Annotated in this window: 12 protein-coding genes and 1 CRISPR repeat array; of the genes, 1 reads left to right on the top strand and 11 read right to left on the bottom strand. The window is 65.4% G+C overall.

Translation table 11 applies throughout. From position 1 onward, the window contains the following. Window positions 1-10: 10 nt before the first annotated feature. From cysW to QM782_RS10555, 3 genes are read right to left on the bottom strand one after another with little or no spacing between them, the layout of a single operon-like run. Window positions 11-904: a sulfate ABC transporter permease subunit CysW gene (gene cysW, locus QM782_RS10565; RefSeq protein ID WP_415202874.1), complete on the bottom strand. Its 894-nt coding sequence runs from the start codon at window positions 902-904 to the stop codon at window positions 11-13. Then, window positions 901-1,782 (bottom strand): sulfate ABC transporter permease subunit CysT, encoded by an 882-nt coding sequence (cysT, locus tag QM782_RS10560; RefSeq protein ID WP_415202873.1) that lies wholly within the window; start codon window positions 1,780-1,782, stop codon window positions 901-903. Before cysT ends, cysW begins: the two co-directional genes overlap by 4 nt. A 4-nt stretch (window positions 1,783-1,786) precedes the next feature. Continuing rightward, a complete protein-coding gene (locus QM782_RS10555; protein WP_415202872.1) occupies window positions 1,787-2,800 on the bottom strand; it encodes a sulfate ABC transporter substrate-binding protein in 1,014 nt (337 codons plus the stop codon). A gap of 212 nt (window positions 2,801-3,012) precedes the next feature. Here QM782_RS10555 and QM782_RS10550 point away from each other — a divergent pair, with 212 nt between their 5' ends. Then, entirely contained in the window at window positions 3,013-3,651 is a 639-nt protein-coding gene (locus QM782_RS10550; RefSeq protein ID WP_415202871.1) for an FMN-dependent NADH-azoreductase, read from the top strand. Between the two features lie 7 nt (window positions 3,652-3,658). Here the strand turns inward: QM782_RS10550 and QM782_RS10545 are convergent, their stop codons facing one another. From QM782_RS10545 to QM782_RS10510, 8 genes are all read right to left on the bottom strand, one after another. Next, window positions 3,659-3,892, bottom strand: a complete 234-nt coding sequence (locus QM782_RS10545; protein WP_415202870.1) for a DUF2789 domain-containing protein — start codon at window positions 3,890-3,892, stop codon at window positions 3,659-3,661. A gap of 1,115 nt (window positions 3,893-5,007) precedes the next feature. Further along, window positions 5,008-7,685: direct repeats of the CRISPR family, unit length 37 nt; unit sequence GTTTCAATCCACGCCCGGCAATTAAGCCAGGCGATGC. Between the two features lie 200 nt (window positions 7,686-7,885). After that, window positions 7,886-8,176 carry a CRISPR-associated endonuclease Cas2 gene (cas2, locus tag QM782_RS10540; RefSeq protein WP_415202869.1) on the bottom strand — a complete coding sequence of 97 codons (291 nt, stop codon included), beginning with the start codon at window positions 8,174-8,176 and terminating at the stop codon, window positions 7,886-7,888. Window positions 8,177-8,209: 33 nt separating this feature from the next. Next, entirely contained in the window at window positions 8,210-9,256 is a 1,047-nt protein-coding gene (gene cas1c, locus QM782_RS10535; RefSeq protein ID WP_415202868.1) for a type I-C CRISPR-associated endonuclease Cas1c, read from the bottom strand. A gap of 23 nt (window positions 9,257-9,279) precedes the next feature. Beyond that, a complete protein-coding gene (gene cas4, locus QM782_RS10530; protein ID WP_415202867.1) occupies window positions 9,280-9,927 on the bottom strand; it encodes a CRISPR-associated protein Cas4 in 648 nt (215 codons plus the stop codon). A 15-nt stretch (window positions 9,928-9,942) separates the two neighbouring features. Then, window positions 9,943-10,842 carry a type I-C CRISPR-associated protein Cas7/Csd2 gene (gene cas7c / locus QM782_RS10525; RefSeq protein ID WP_415202866.1) on the bottom strand — a complete coding sequence of 300 codons (900 nt, stop codon included), beginning with the start codon at window positions 10,840-10,842 and terminating at the stop codon, window positions 9,943-9,945. Between the two features lie 2 nt (window positions 10,843-10,844). Beyond that, window positions 10,845-12,635 carry a type I-C CRISPR-associated protein Cas8c/Csd1 gene (cas8c, locus tag QM782_RS10520; RefSeq protein WP_415202865.1) on the bottom strand — a complete coding sequence of 597 codons (1,791 nt, stop codon included), beginning with the start codon at window positions 12,633-12,635 and terminating at the stop codon, window positions 10,845-10,847. After that, a complete protein-coding gene (gene cas5c / locus QM782_RS10515) occupies window positions 12,632-13,294 on the bottom strand; it encodes a type I-C CRISPR-associated protein Cas5c (RefSeq protein ID WP_415202864.1) in 663 nt (220 codons plus the stop codon). The genes cas8c and cas5c overlap by 4 nt, the downstream gene beginning before the upstream one ends. Before the next feature lie 27 nt (window positions 13,295-13,321). Beyond that, a complete protein-coding gene (locus QM782_RS10510) occupies window positions 13,322-15,688 on the bottom strand; it encodes a CRISPR-associated endonuclease Cas3'' (RefSeq protein ID WP_415202863.1) in 2,367 nt (788 codons plus the stop codon). Between the last annotated feature and the right edge of the window lie 91 nt (window positions 15,689-15,779).

Raw genomic sequence — 15,779 nt, 5'->3', positions numbered from 1 at the left:
AAGGGCTTTCTCAGGTGGCCGCGGCGGCCGGCTGCGGGCGCTCGGGCGGCAGCTCGGCCGCGGCGGCGATCTCGCGCTCGTGCTTCCATTCGACCCAGCTCTTGATGACCAGCGTGACCAGCGCCAGCAGCGCCAGCAGCGAGGCCACGGCGAACGCGGCCACGGACTGGTATTCGTTGTAGAGGATCTCCACGTGCAGCGGCATGGTGTTGGTCTGCCCGCGGATGTGGCCGGAGACCACCGACACCGCGCCGAACTCGCCCATGGCGCGCGCGTTGCACAGGATCACGCCGTAGATCAGGCCCCACTTGATGTTGGGCAGCGTGACGTGCCAGAAGGTCTGCCAGCCGTTGGCGCCCAGCACGATGGCGGCCTGCTCCTCGTCGTTGCCCTGGGCCTGCATCAGCGGGATCAGCTCGCGCGCGATGAACGGGAAGGTCACGAACACCGTGGCCAGCACGATGCCGGGGATCGCGAAGATGATCTTGATGTCGTGCTCCGCGAGCCAGGGACCCAGCCAGCCGTGCGCGCCGAACACCAGCACGTACATCAGGCCGGCCACCACCGGCGAGACCGAGAACGGCAGGTCCACCAGCGTGGTCAGGAAGGCCTTGCCCCGGAACTCGAACTTGGCGATGGCCCAGGCCGCCGCCACGCCGAACACCAGGTTCAGCGGCACGGCGATGACGGCCGTCAACAGCGTGAGGCGGATGGCGGCCCAGGCGTCGGGCTCGCGCAGCGCCTCCAGGTAGGCGTCCAGCCCCTTGCGCAGCGCCTCGGTGAACACGGCCGCCAGCGGCAGCACCAGGAACAGCGCCAGGAACACCAGCACCACGCCGATCAGCGTGCGGCGCACCCAGGGCGCCTCGGTGGTGGTGATGCGCTTCTTCGTGAGGTCGCTCATGCGCCGGCCCGCTTTCTCTGCCAGGCCTGCAGCCCGTTGATGACCAGCAGCAGGACGAACGAGATCGCCAGCATCACCACCGCCACCGCGGTGGCGCCGGCGTAGTCGTACTGCTCCAGCTTGCCGATGATGATCAGCGGCGTGATCTCCGACACCATCGGCATGTTGCCGGCGATGAAGATGACCGAGCCGTACTCGCCCACCGCGCGCGCGAAGGCCATCGCGAAGCCGGTCAGCAGCGCCGGCGCGATGGCCGGGAAGATCACCCGCGCGAAGGTCTGCCAGCGCGTGGCGCCCAGGCACATGGCGGCCTCCTCCAGCTCCTTCTCCGTGTCCTCCAGCACCGGCTGCACCGTGCGCACCACGAACGGCAGGCCGATGAAGATCAGCGCGATCACCACGCCGTTGGGGTTGTAGGCCAGCTGGATGCCCAGCGGCTCCAGGTACTGGCCGATCCAGCCGTTGCCGGCCAGCAGCGCCGTCAGCGCGATGCCGGCCACGGCCGTGGGCAGCGCGAACGGCAGGTCCACCAGCGCGTCGACGATCTTCTTGCCCGGGAACTCGTAGCGCACCAGCACCCAGGCCACCAGCAGGCCGAAGAAGGCGTTGACCACCGCCGCGATGAGCGAGGCGCCGAAGGTCAGCCGGTACGAGGCCAGCACGCGCGGCGAGCTGACGGCCTCCCAGAACTGCGGCCAGGACAGCGTCAGCGTCTTGAACACCAGCGCCGACAGCGGGATCAGCACGACCAGGCTCAGGTACAGCAGCGCATAGCCCAGCGTGATGTTGAAGCCCGGCAGCACGCGGCGGCTGCCGGTGCGCCGCGCGGGCGTGGCGCCGGCCGGCGCCGCCAGGGCGCCGGCGGAAGATCCGGACATGGCGTTACTTGACGGTGTAGAGCTTGTCGAACTGGCCGCCGTCGTTGAAGTGGACCTTCTGCGCCTCGGCCAGCGAGCCGAAGTAGTCCTCCACGCGGAACAGCTGCACCGGCTTGAACACGTCGGCGTGCTTCTTCAGCACGGCCGGCGAGGTCGGGCGGATCGCGTGCTTCGCCGCGATCTCCTGCGCCTCGTCGGTGTACAGGAAATCGAGGTAGGCCTTGGCCAGCTCGGCCGTGCCCTTCCTGGCCACCGTGCGCTCGACCACCGCCACCGGGTTCTCGGCCACGATGCTGACCGAGGGATGCACCGCGTCGACCTTGCCCTTGCCGAACTCGTTGTCCACCGACACGACCTCGGACTCGAAGGTCACCAGCACGTCGCCCATGTTGCGCTGCAGGAAGATCGTGGTCGCGTCGCGCCCGCCCTTGGCCAGCACCGGCACGTTGGCGTAGATCTTCTTGACGAACTCGGCGGCCTGCGCGTCCGTGCCGCCGGTCTTGCGCACGTAGCCCCAGGCGGCCAGGTAGGCCATGCGGCCGTTGCCGCCGGTCTTGGGGTTGACGACGATGACCTTCACGTCCGGGCGGGTCAGGTCGTCCCAGTCCTTGATGTTCTTCGGGTTGCCGTTGCGCACCAGGAACAGCATGGTCGAGGTGGTGGGCGCGGCGCCGTTGGGGAAGCGCTGGCGCCAGTCCTTGGCCACCACGCCGGTGGAGGCCAGGAAGTCCACGTCCGTCGTGGTGTTGAAGGTCACCACGTCGGCGGCCAGGCCGTCGTTGACGGCGCGCGCCTGGGCGCTGGAGCCGCCGTGGGCCTGCTCGACCTTCACGTCCTTGCCGGTGGCCTTCTTGTAGGCCGGCACGAAGGCGGCGTTGATGTCCTTGTAGAACTCGCGCGCCACGTCGTAGGAGACGTTCAGCAGCGTCTGGGTCTGGGCGGAAGCGGCCGTGGCGGCGGCCAGCACGGCAGCGGCCAGGACGGAACGGGCCGTGCGGCCCCGGAAGAAATTGGTCATGACAAGGGATCCCTGAGCAGAGCCGCGCATTGTCTCCATGCCGGCGCTATGCGTAAACGACAGTTTTTTTGTTTGCTTTCATCCGAAAACTTATAAGCGATACCCTCGATTGTCACCAGGACGTGAACAATCCATTTCAGCCAGGCCGGTTGGTGGCGACTGCGGCGCTGCGGACAATCGAATCCATCGTTTCCACCACCTCGAGCACCACCATGCGCATCCTGCACGTCGACTCCAGCATCCTCGGCCCCGACTCCGTCACCCGCCAGCTCACCGCCCGCACCGTGGCCGCCTGGCGCGCCGCCCATCCCGGCGCCGAGGTGGACTACCTGGACCTGGCCGCCGAGCCGCCGGCCCACTTCACCGCGGACGCGCTGGCCTTCAAGCTCGGCCTGGACGCCGCCACGCTGACCGAGGCGCACCGGCGCGAGAACGCCGTGACCGAGCGCTACCTGCAGCAGTTCCTGGCGGCGGACGTCGTCGTGGTCGGCGCACCGCTGTACAACTTCTCGATCCCCACGCAGCTCAAGGCCTGGATCGACCGCCTGGCCCAGCCCGGCCGCACCTTCCGCTACACGGCCGAAGGCCCGCAGGGGCTGGCCGGCGGCAAGACGGTGATCGTCGTCTCCGGCCGCGGCGGCGTGTACTCGTCCAGCGAGCGCGGCCGCGCGCTGGAACACCAGGAAAGCTACCTGCAGGCCATGTTCGGCTTCTTCGGCATCACCGACGTGCGCTTCGTGCGCGCCGAAGGCGTGGCCATGGGCCCGCAGGCACGCGCGCAGGCGCTGGCGCAGGGCGAGGCCGCCATCGCGCAGACGCTGGCCGCGGAGCCGGCCGAAGCAGCGGCCTGAGCCCCGCTCAGGGGTGCAGGCTCGCGTTCAGCTGATCCACCACCTCCGCCCAGTCGGCATCGCGGCTGACCTGCTCGCGCAGGAACTGCGCCTGCGCGGGCGACCAGAACGGCGCCTCGTGCAGCGGCACGTCCTGCGGCAGCGGACGGTGCCGGGTGATGAACTGCTGCACCGACGCCTCGTCGTTCGGCAGGCCGAGCTGGGCGAACAGGTCGTGCATGGTGGGGCTGTCGATCTGCATGGCGGGTTCCTCCTGCTAGTGGGTGGGCGCAAAGCGCCATGATGGCGCGTTCGCGGCGGGGGCGCTGTAGGAAGGCGGAGCAAGCATATGCTGGCCTTGTCGACGCGCAATGTGGCATGTTCTATGCACCCATGCACATCAGTCGATCAAATGTAACGATGCCTCCTTCGCCTCTCCACGCAACCTGCAACTCCAAGTCGCAAACGGCGCTTCGCAGCATGCTGGGAAATATCGCAAGCCGTACTCGCGAAACCCCTTGATCTGCTCGTTTCAATCCGCGCCGGGTGTGAATTTAAGCCGCCCGGATACTCCGGCCCCACAGTCACGGTCAGGCATCGCCCGGCCTCATTGCCGAGTGTATATTGAAACAATCAGGGCCATCCGAACGCGCCGCCGCGGGTGCGGCATCGTTCGGCTTAGTTTCACGACAGCCAATTCGACCGATGCCGACTAAAAGGCAGAATAGCAGCACTTCGATCCTTTCAATCCACGTCTGGCATCCAAATCCAAGAACATCAAAGAACATCAAAGAACATGGCCTGATCGAAATCTGCAAGCAAGAGTTTCAATCCGGACCCGGGAAATAATCGTGACCACACATGCCAAGGATAGCCCGATCAATCCTATCAAGCCGATTATTCAAATCAGCCCGAATGACTCCGCCATCGTAGGCTTCCATTAACCCGCATCAATCCACACCTTGCGATTACGACGAGCAAAATTCTAGTTGACTAGCCTGCTTCGTCCACACCGACCAGGCTTCAATCCGAGCCCGACGATGAAATCAGGCAATGCGTACGAGTCGCACCATGATCTGCGACCTCTGGAGTTTTCAATCCAAGCCCACTATTTAAATCCAGGCGACGCGGCGGCACATCGGCACTGCCGTACTACGAAGCCCTGTTTCAATTCACGCCCGGTAATGAAACCGAGCGATGCGCTGCCCCGCGTTATTCACCATGCTCTGCGTCGTATTTCAATCCATGCGCGGCGATTAAGCCGGACGGCACCTAAAGACTCTGTCCCGAGCAGTTCATGGCGTAGTTGCAATCTACGCCTAGCGATTAATACTGGCGATGCACGCATGATGATGAGACCGAGCGCATCCGTATGGCGCTTCAATCCACGTCCGGCAGTGAAGCCAGGCGATGCTCGAGAACGTGCGTCGCCCGCTAATCAACACGATGCTTCAATCCACGCCCGGCAATTAAGCCAGGCGATGCTTCGAGATCGGAGGCGCTTGATGGCGACCATCGAGTTTCAATCCACGCCCGGCAATTAAGCCAGGCGATGCGGCCCAGGCCGTCCAGCTGGGCCGGCGCCCAGTGGTTTCAATCCACGCCCGGCAATTAAGCCAGGCGATGCAGGCGGCTAGGTTCGCGCTGATGATGAAGATGAGGTTTCAATCCACGCCCGGCAATTAAGCCAGGCGATGCCCGAGGATTGAGACGGCGAGGCCGCACACCTGATCGTTTCAATCCACGCCCGGCAATTAAGCCAGGCGATGCCCACACGCAGCGCGCCACGCTCGACCCGTGCCAAGTTTCAATCCACGCCCGGCAATTAAGCCAGGCGATGCGGCTTCACGATGCCGCCTCGGACCAGCTTGGCGCGGTTTCAATCCACGCCCGGCAATTAAGCCAGGCGATGCCTCCTCAGGAATGTCCACCTCTGCGCCGAGACGGGTTTCAATCCACGCCCGGCAATTGAGCCAGGCGATGCGGGCCTTGCCGCATCTGCCTTGCCCAGGCCCGCGCGTTTCAATCCACGCCCGGCAATTAAGCCAGGCGATGCAAGCGTGCTGCGCTCGGCCTCCGACACCTGATGGGTTTCAATCCACGCCCGGCAATTAAGCCAGGCGATGCGCGGCCGTTGGCGCCACTGCACGTCACCCGTGACGTTTCAATCCACGCCCGGCAATTAAGCCAGGCGATGCCTGGTCGCCGCCTCGGCCGCCCAGCGCCTGGCGATGTTTCAATCCACGCCCGGCAATTAAGCCAGGCGATGCGGGGGGGGTGCGGGGTAGTTTGCCGTCGCCAAAAAGTTTCAATCCACGCCCGGCAATTAAGCCAGGCGATGCTCTCGGGCTACGTCAGCACCTTCCCGTTCAGCTTTGTTTCAATCCACGCCCGGCAATTAAGCCAGGCGATGCGCGCGCGAACGGTGGTACTGGTCCAGCACGCAGAGTTTCAATCCACGCCCGGCAATTAAGCCAGGCGATGCCCTCCGCCAGCCGGCGGAAATTCTCGGTCTTGATGTTTCAATCCACGCCCGGCAATTAAGCCAGGCGATGCGCTTTGCAGCAAGCCAAAAATCACTCTCTATCCTGTTTCAATCCACGCCCGGCAATTAAGCCAGGCGATGCGCTCGACGATCTTCTGGGCCTCCGCCAGCCGGCGGTTTCAATCCACGCCCGGCAATTAAGCCAGGCGATGCCAACGGAGGCGGCGGCTGATGGCGCACGCCTCCGAGTTTCAATCCACGCCCGGCAATTAAGCCAGGCGATGCCCAACCAGTACGCCGGGCGAACCCTAACTGTAAAGTTTCAATCCACGCCCGGCAATTAAGCCAGGCGATGCGACCAGTCGCCGGCGGTGTTGCCGTGCGAGGCGAAGTTTCAATCCACGCCCGGCAATTAAGCCAGGCGATGCCATGCGGCGCTACGTTAACAGGGAGAACTGAAATGTTTCAATCCACGCCCGGCAATTAAGCCAGGCGATGCGCGGACGGACTGCTGGTAAGGGACAGCGCTGCAGAGTTTCAATCCACGCCCGGCAATTAAGCCAGGCGATGCTGCTGCACAGCCACTGCCCGCGCTCGGTCCAGTCGTTTCAATCCACGCCCGGCAATTAAGCCAGGCGATGCGCGCCGACGGCGTGCGCGTGTCGCGTGACGCCGCGTTTCAATCCACGCCCGGCAATTAAGCCAGGCGATGCTCGTCGACTGCGACCTCGTCGGCGCGATGACGCAGTTTCAATCCACGCCCGGCAATTAAGCCAGGCGATGCGGGGCTGGCAGCAGGCATGGCTGCACCCGGACGAGTTTCAATCCACGCCCGGCAATTAAGCCAGGCGATGCGCCCACCGGTGTGCCGCGCTGGCCGAGAATAGTGTTTCAATCCACGCCCGGCAATTAAGCCAGGCGATGCCCGAGGAGGAGTTTCGGGCCCTGGGTGTGCCGCTGGTTTCAATCCACGCCCGGCAATTAAGCCAGGCGATGCGTTGGAGTTCCGCCTCGAGCGCTTCGAGCCGGCGGTTTCAATCCACGCCCGGCAATTAAGCCAGGCGATGCAGTGGGTCTGGTACCGGCCCGGGATGCACCCGGTGTTTCAATCCACGCCCGGCAATTAAGCCAGGCGATGCGTCGCGGCATCCATCACGACCGTGACCTCCGGCGTGTTTCAATCCACGCCCGGCAATTAAGCCAGGCGATGCCGGCGTTGACCCAGACATTCAATCGCTTCGTCAGGTTTCAATCCACGCCCGGCAATTAAGCCAGGCGATGCCGAGGATGCCGCCAGGCGAGGACCGGTTGCCGAAGTTTCAATCCACGCCCGGCAATTAAGCCAGGCGATGCGACGATGGCCGCCAACTTGGCAAGGAGCGCGCTAAAGTTTCAATCCACGCCCGGCAATTAAGCCAGGCGATGCCGGCTACCGTGGCGCGCTGGTCAGCGATGAGCTGCGGTTTCAATCCACGCCCGGCAATTAAGCCAGGCGATGCACGACGGCCATGTTGAGGAGGCGCCAGTTGAGGCGTTTCAATCCACGCCCGGCAATTAAGCCAGGCGATGCGCTTCGCTCGTAAGTTGCCCCCACTGCGGCACATTCCACCGGTCTTGCGCGAATGTTGCAGAGACGAAGTGCCGCGCGGTGCCAGTCGACCGTTTCTGCATAAGAAATCCATGCAAAACAACAGCTTACGAAGCGCGCGAACCCTCAAGGCCGGGAACCGGCACTTGGGGTTCGCGTCGAGATGTTAGCCGGGGCCGGGCTCAGAACACCAACGGTCCTTCGAAGTCGACCGCCTTGAATTGGCCGTACTCGCGCACTTCTGCGCCGCGCGTACTGGGCAGGCGGTACAGGCGAAGGCAGTCTTGCGCAAGGTCCACCTCGGCCAGCAGGCGCCGTTCGAGTTGCTCGAATTCCGCGAGAGTAACCTGGCACTCGAACACCGACTTCTGAACCCGCTGGCCTGTGCTTTCGCACACCTTCGCCACCCGGCGCAGCCGCCGGCGGCCGGCCCTGGTTTCAGTGCTGACGTCGTAGCACACGATGATCAGCATTGCAGGCCCCTGCCTGCTCCGCCGTGCGGGCGGCTAGCGAACGATGAACGGCACATATCCCGCCTCCTGGCCCTGGATGTCGCGCTCGCCCCGGACGGCTCGTGCCATCACACGGGCCTGCACCAGCGGAACGAGGCCCAATGAAATCGGCTGTGCCAGCAGCGGGTGCTGGATAGCTTCCTGCTTGCGCTCCTGGAACGCCACCACCACAGCTCTGCGCGCCTCCGCGCGCAGCGACACGCCGCCACCGTCCCGCACGTCGAACCCGCTGGCATCGATCTGCCCGCGGTTGACCAAGGTCAGCGCCAAGCGATCGGCGAACGGACGGAATTCCTCCATCAGGTCCAGGGCCAGTGCGGCGCGCCCAGGCCGCAGCGCGTGCAGGAAGCCGACCTGCGGATCCAGCCCCGCCGCCTCCAGCGCGCTGCGACAGTCGTTCATCCACATCGCGTAGAGAAACGACAGCAGCGCGTTGAAGCGATCGCGCGGCGGTCGGCGAGTACGCCCGTCCATGGCGAAATCCGCGCGCAGGTCGGCCCGCACCAGATGTGGCAGGCGGGCGAAGTACTGGCGGGCAGCCTCGCCCTCCAGTCCGCGCAAGGCATCCAGGTCGGCCGCGTCCGGCAGCGCCCGCAGCGTCGCGGCCAGGTCGAGAGCGCCGCGCGCGAGCGCCGATGCATCCTCCTCGGTCTTGGCCTCCCGCGCACCGCGCAGCAGCACCTGCCGCGCATTCTTGACCTTGCCCGCAACGCAGGCACGCGCCACGTCGAGGCTGAAGCGCGCATCGTCCGACCGTGCATGCTGGGCGCGCCGCAGCAGCACGTTGCCGGACACGCGGCCTTCCAACCGCGCCCTGAAGCGGCCGCTGTCGTCCAGCAGAACCAGCGCGATGCATTCGTCCGCGAGCCGGTGCATCAGCGGCACCGACAACCCGATGCGGCCAAAGCACACCACGGCATGCAGGTGGTGCAGCGGCACACGCAGCCGCGTCTCTTCCGCCACCTGCACGCGCAGGGTATCGTTATCCAGCCGGAGGTAGCTCTCGGGCTGCGTGACGTACAAGGTATTGAGCAATTGCATGGGAGCGTCGGACGTCAACGGATTCAGGCATCCGGATCGAACAGATGCGCACGCACCGCCGCCCAGGCCGGCGACGCGGCAGCCTCGGGCTGGCAGCGCTCCTTCAGCGAGCAGCCGCGGCAGCGTTGCGCCGCTATGGCCCCCACCAGTGGCGGCGGCAGGGTCTGCGACTGCAGCATGGCCCGCACCGCCGCCGCAGCATCCGCAACGGCTTGGCGCAAGGCCACGTCGATCGGCACCACGCGGCGCCGCTTGGAACTGGCGTAGTACAGCGCACCTTCCGGCACCGCCTGGCCCGTCATCGATTCGAGGCACATCGCCTGCGCGGCCAGCTGCAGGTCGTCGCAGGCCGCGATGGCGGCAGCCTTGTGCCGGCTGCCGTGCTTGTACTCGACCGGATAGGGCGCACCCGCCGGCGTGAACTCGACCACGTCGGACTTGCCGATCAGCCCCAGCACGTCATGCCAGACCGGCAGGGCCCGCGCCACCCGCACCCCCTTGGCTGTCTCGACGCCCGGCTGGTCCACGCGCGCATGCACGGCGTTGCCGCGCAGCGTGTGCAGGTTGTCGTCGAAGGCCTGCTCCAGGTGGATCAGTCCGCACTGGCGCGGGCAGTAGGTCCAGTGCTGGAGGGCGGAGAGGGGGATGGGGTCGGGCGGGTCGGCGTCCATCGCGGGGCGCGGCGTTCAGCCGACCTTGCGCAGCAGCGTCACGTTCGACGGCATGCCAGCCTCGTCGATACGCACCTCGTAGTCCGAGAAGGCACGCGGAACTTCCACGGTTTTGCGAACCTGTATGCGGTCGAACAGGGCATGCGCCGGCGCGTTGCCCAGTTCACTGCCATGCTGGAACACGTACAGCCCGCGGGTGGACATCTCGCCACGCGCGGCCGAGCGGTCGTGCTCGAACATGGTCGACAAGGCCTGCCACAGCAGTTCCAGGTCCTCCGTGCCAAAACCCGTCTGTTTGGCAAGAAAAGAGGAAACAAAGCCATGGGCCACATACAGGCCATATGGCACGGTGTGCTTGCGGCCCATGGTGCGGTTGTCGCCTTCCTGCTTTTCCGATTCGGCCTCGGTCGCCACGGCCATGCGGGTGATCGAGTGCTCGCTGGCGATGATCGGATCGACAGATCGGGCGAAGGTCAGCTGCACCGGACCACGCACCTGGCCGCAGTTCACGCCGGTGGACATCACCGCGCCGAAGGTGCGCACGTCGAAGTAGTTCTGGCACATCCAGCCGCGTGCCTTGCGCACGCTGTCTTCGCTGCCCTTGCGCTTCTTCTTGGCGTCCTTGGCCTCCTTGTCGTCAGCCAGCTCGTCCGCCGCACCGATTTCCTTGTAGGCCTCGCGATGCAGGCGTTCGAGCACGCCCTTCTCCTTGACGTAGATGTCGTACGGCCGCTGGCAGTCCTTGACCATGCCGACGAAGTTGCGCACCTTGCGCTTGATCGATACGTCGGTCACCAAGCCGTGCCCGGTCTCGGCATCCAGGCGCGGCAGGTTGCCGGCATCGGGGTCGCCGTTGGGATTGCCGTCTTTCACGTCGAACAGCAACACGAAGTCATAACGGTTGGCGATGGGCATGTTCAGGCTTCCTCGGTGGTTGCGATGGAGGTGGCGGAGGGGTGGGGAACGTCAGCGGTCGGTGCTTCGTCCTTGCGGCTGTAGAAGGCCTGGCGCTGGTGGTAGTAGCCGAGCGCAAAGCGCCCCTGGTCGGCCAGCGTCAGCTGGCGCGGAAACTCGGTCATGGCCTGCACGGTGTCGCCGATCAGGCGCTCGAAGTACGCCACCTGGCCGTCCGACAGCTTCTTCAGATGGGCGTTCTTCAGCCGCAGCAGCGTCGTAAACACGACTACCGGCGTCGTGCTGGCCGCGCCGTAGTAGCGGTCGCGGATCGTCGCATTGATGCCCGGCTGCGCCTGCTGCTGGATGCGCTCCAGCACGGCGAACAATCGGCCGAGCCGGTAGGGCACGTTGTCTTGCTCCATGTCCAGGTTCTCCTTGAAATGAGCGTGGTGAATCGGAAGCGTGGGATCGGCCCGCCGCTGCTCGCGGTTGAGCCAGGCCTTGAGCACGGCGGCGCGCAGGTAGGTGACATCCCGCTCGGCCTTGCAGCGGATCACGGCCGCATTCAGCAGGCCCGCGGGGTACGGCAAGCCTTCGAGGATGGCGCGCATCCACTCGCCGCCCAGCCGCGGCGGCACGTTGTCCAGCTTGCCCTGCAGCGCCAGGCCCGACAGCAGGCGGAACAGCGATGGCGTGGGCGGGTCGTTGTCGAATCGGCGCACGACGCGCAGGTCGTCGAAGTGCTGCAGGATGCGCGGCGCCAACTCGCCGAACGGCGCCTTGATCCAGAAGCGCACACTGATGCGCGCCGCATTGGGTGCCAGGCCGAGCACGAAGAACTGCACGTCGTGTTCGCTGTGCGGCAACTGGCCGCTTTGGAGAGCATTCAGCAAGGCGGCGACCGTGTTGCGCCCACGGTCCGGCTCGTCCTTGTCCTCGCCGAACAGGTCCGACAGCAGCGTCGGGAATGCGGTCGCACGGTCGGCCCAGAACACGGTGGACGCATCGCCGACCTGCAGGCGGTTCTTCGAGTCCTTGCCCAGCAGGCTGTTCAATGCCGTGGTGTAGGCGAAGGCTGCTCGCTGCCCGATGGGTGCGTTCTCACCCTGGCGCTTGGCTTTACCGTAAGACTCGAAGGCACGCTCGTTGAATGAGACCACGTTGGCCCCCGACGTTTGCGCGTCCCGCACCCCCTTGATGGAAGCGTGCACGCGCTGGATCGGTTGTTCGACCCCGTCCACCAGACAAAGACCGACGGCGTCGTCCGGCGCAGCGGCAGGCATGGCTGCAGCGACCACCGCGGGGCGCTGGCAAACCAGGTCGGCGTCCCGCGCCAGTTGGAAGGTCATCACCGGGTTGGTCTCGCGGATCTCGGGCCAGGCCGGATGCGCTTCCAGCACCGACCAGTCGTTGCGCTCCAGCGCCGCCAGCACCGCGCGCACGCCGGCGTCGCTGCGCGCTGCTTCCGGCAGGGTTTCGATACGCTGGCGGTAGGCCTGCGCCGGCGTCAGTTCGGCTTTGCCTTTGCGCTCGCGGGCCAAGCCGATCACGTAGGCCGCCGTGTCCCACAGCAGGTTGGCCTTGATCCCCGACGTCTTCTTCTCGCCCAGCGGAACGAGGTGGACCTTGGCGCGCAGCTTCTTGCCGACGGGCATGCGCGTATCTTTCAGCTGCAGCACCGTGCCGTCTGGCGCCAACTCGATGACAAACGGAATCTCCTTTTCTTCCAGGCCGAAGGCCGGCAGACGTTGCGCCGGGTCGGGGTCGGCGCAACGGCGGTCGTAGTAGTCGGTCAGCGCCTGCAGGATCATCGCGCCACCCCGCCGGCGCCCACCTCGATGGCACCACGCCGCATCTGCGCCCGGAAGAACACCGGCTGCGGGTCGGACGGGTTAGCGAAATCCATGTCGTGCAGCATCCAGCCCAGGTCGCGGCTGTCGTCGATGGGCGCGGGCTCGGCCGAAATATCGGTCACCAACCGCACCCGTGCCGCAAACTCGCGGCACCCGAGGTAAGGCTGGTTCACGCACTGGCCCGCCAGTGCCCGCCGCTCGAACATGGTGTGGAATTTGGCTTCCGGCGCTGGATCGCTGCGGTCGGCGCACACCTCCATGTCGGCATGCAGGCGATACGCTACGTCGCGCAGGAACAGCGCGGCCCGCTGCACGCGCTCGTCGGGCTCGTCCGCATAGATACCGACGTCGGCGTCGCCTCCTTGCATCGCGCTGACCACGGACGACACGGAGACCTTGCTCTTGACTTCATTGCGCCGCAGGTTGACCCAGCGCACGGGGGCCAGCACCTCGATACGCCGCACATGCCAGCGGATCGACGGCTTCCAGAAGATCGACTCGAACACGGCCCGCGCGGCCGACGGCGTGATCACGTCGTAGGACACGCGTTCGACTTTCATCTCGGGCCGTGTGAAGCAGGCGAAGTCGCCGGTGACTTCTAGGCAGAAGCGTTTCACGGGTTGGTTCTCCTTCAGTGAACGGTGTCAAACATAGAAGTATTCGGGATCGAGCGGAGTGTCGTCGGGCAGCAAGCCCATCCGGTCGTCGTAGCGCACGTCGTCTTGCAGGACGAAGCAACCGGGTAGCACTTCTTGCACATCCTTTTGCTGCTGCCATTGCCCCACTTGCCGTCTGCGTACCGTCACGGTGTAGCGCTGCAACGCGCGCATCAGCCAGCGATCCACTTGGCCCGCCCGCAGCTTGGCGATAAGCGGCGTCGGGTCTGCCACGCCCTCAGTGGTGCTCACATAGGGCACGATGACCTGTACCTGGTCCTCGTCGTCGATCAACTTGAACTTCGCGGCTGCGGAGCGAAAGCTGAAGTCGAAGTCTTTGTTGAACTTCAGCAGACCAACGATACCGTGCGCATCACGGCTGTGGAAAGCGTCGTAAAACTGCGGGAAGTAGCGCTGGAACACGGCCGGCCCGAGCGTATCGCCCATGCCTCCGGAACGGACACTGATGCTGGCTTGCACACCATTGCGCAACTCGGTCAGCACCTTGGGCACCACGCGCACAAACACCACGACGCGCCCCTTGGCACCGCCAGGCAGCAAGCCCTCGCGGTTGCAACGCCCAGCAGCCTGTGCGATCGAATCGAGCCCAGCCAGGGCGCGGAACACCACGGGGAAATCGATGTCCACGCCGGCTTCCACCAACTGCGTGCTGACGACGCGCAGCGGACGCGGATCGGTGCCGGCCCGTCGAGCAGCCAGGCGCTCGCGGATCTCACGGATCACATCGGCCCGATGCTGGCCGCACATGGCAGCCGACAGGTGCAAGGCGCGGTCGCCCGTCGCCGCGTCCAACGCTGCGACGATCTCGGCCGCATCCCTGCGCGTGTTGACGATGGTCAGCACACAGGGCTCGGCCGCCAGTCGCCGAACGAGCACGTCAGTCGGCAGCGGTGTCTGCAGGTCGGAAGGCCATTCGATGCATACACGCTCCAATGCGGTAAATAGCGCAGCCTCGTCGTCGATGATGGGGGTCGCCACAGGCAGGCCCCGCAGACTTTCGCGTGGATCGAAACGCTGACGATCGGTCAACGCCGGCTGCGTGGCCGTGCACAGGAGCAGCGTAACGCCATAGTGCGCCACCAGCACATGCAGTGCATCCAGGATGGGCTGCAGAAAGGAAGGCGGCAGCAGTTGCGCCTCGTCGAGAACGATCACACTGCCAGCCAGACGGTGCAGCTTGCGGGAGCGCGACGTGCGAGCAGCGAACAGCGACTCGAACAACTGGACGTTGGTCGTCACGATCAGCGGCGCATCCCAGTTCTCGCACGCCAGCCGGCTGCGCGGCGTCTCGGCCTTGGGGTCCACATCCGCCTGGCTGTGGTGCTCGATCACCGCATCGGCGCCGAAGATGCCAGCCAGCACGTCGGCAGTCTGCTCGATGATGCTGGTATATGGAATCGCATAGACCACCCGGCGCTGCCCATGCCGCTGCGCATGGGCCAGCGCAAACGCGAGCGACGAAAGGGTCTTGCCCCCGCCGGTTGGCACCGTCAGCGAGAACACGCCGGGAGGCAGCGCGGCCTTGGCGCGGCATTGGGCCAGCACGGTCTGGCGCGCCAGCATCACAGGATCGTGGCCGCGGCCGGCTGCATCCACCTTGCTGGCCATCTGTGCCAAGTGCTGGTCGAGCCGTTCACGGTAGGCAGAAAGCGGCATGAAGCCAGCGCGGCGGTCGCTGCGACCCGCATCCATGAAGCGCTCGGTATCGAGAAAGTCGGCGTCGACCAGGGCCGAGAACAGCATGCGGACCCAGACCGAGAACGCGAGTGGATTGCGGCTGCGCAGCCCGGGAATGGTGGCCGCAGCCGAGCGCAAATCGAAGTCGGTCGGCAGTTTCAGCAGTTCCGGCGCCTCTCGGAGGCATTCGGCCCGGGCCTCGTCGTATTCCCGACGGCTGTCCGGTCCACGGGTGCCGAGCAAACGCGTATCCAGCCCGTTCGTCCAGTCATCCAGCCCGGCATGGTGCCCCGCGATGATGTAGGCGAGCACCCGGGCAAATGCCCGGCCAGCCGGCCCATCGCGTCGCGCAAACGCGTCCAGTGCATGCAACGCACCGGCTGCGGAATGGCTTTTTTCGCTACCGGCGGGCCACTTCCCTTCGATATGGGCATCGACGCCGGTCACGGCACGGATATAGCGATAGAAGCCCGGTCGGAACTTGCCGAGATCGTGCCAACGGCCGGCAATCTGCGCCCATTGCGGACCGAAAGCGGCCGCAAAGCATTCGGCCAGAGCGGCAACGTCGTTGGAATGGTCGACCAGCCAATGCTCGACGATACGTTGCGTGTCCTGCTCCACGCGGATGTGGGCCAACGCAATCTTGGTGTTGTTCACTGCAACCCTTTCACAGACGCCGAGCCCCACGCCCCCTCACCTGGCATTGAAACAACGGCCATCCATCTGCTGTCCATGTACGCGATCCTCG

The sequence above is a fragment of the Pseudorhodoferax sp. genome (assembly GCF_047601025.1).
Taxonomy (GTDB): Bacteria; Pseudomonadota; Gammaproteobacteria; order Burkholderiales; family Burkholderiaceae_C; genus Pseudorhodoferax.
This window is presented reverse-complemented; position numbering and strand designations above follow the sequence as displayed.

Excerpts from the sequence above, each read along its gene's own strand:
- cysT (WP_415202873.1), bottom strand. The coding sequence starts at position 1,782 with ATGTCCGGATCTTCCGCCGGCGCCCTGGCGGCGCCGGCCGGCGCCACG.
- cas1c (WP_415202868.1), bottom strand. The coding sequence starts at position 9,256 with ATGCAATTGCTCAATACCTTGTACGTCACGCAGCCCGAGAGCTACCTC.
- cas7c (WP_415202866.1), bottom strand. The coding sequence starts at position 10,842 with ATGCCCATCGCCAACCGTTATGACTTCGTGTTGCTGTTCGACGTGAAA.
- cysW (WP_415202874.1), bottom strand. The coding sequence starts at position 904 with ATGAGCGACCTCACGAAGAAGCGCATCACCACCACCGAGGCGCCCTGG.
- QM782_RS10555 (WP_415202872.1), bottom strand. The coding sequence starts at position 2,800 with ATGACCAATTTCTTCCGGGGCCGCACGGCCCGTTCCGTCCTGGCCGCT.
- QM782_RS10545 (WP_415202870.1), bottom strand. The coding sequence starts at position 3,892 with ATGCAGATCGACAGCCCCACCATGCACGACCTGTTCGCCCAGCTCGGC.
- cas8c (WP_415202865.1), bottom strand. The coding sequence starts at position 12,635 with ATGATCCTGCAGGCGCTGACCGACTACTACGACCGCCGTTGCGCCGAC.
- QM782_RS10550 (WP_415202871.1), top strand. The coding sequence starts at position 3,013 with ATGCGCATCCTGCACGTCGACTCCAGCATCCTCGGCCCCGACTCCGTC.
- cas4 (WP_415202867.1), bottom strand. The coding sequence starts at position 9,927 with ATGGACGCCGACCCGCCCGACCCCATCCCCCTCTCCGCCCTCCAGCAC.
- cas2 (WP_415202869.1), bottom strand. The coding sequence starts at position 8,176 with ATGCTGATCATCGTGTGCTACGACGTCAGCACTGAAACCAGGGCCGGC.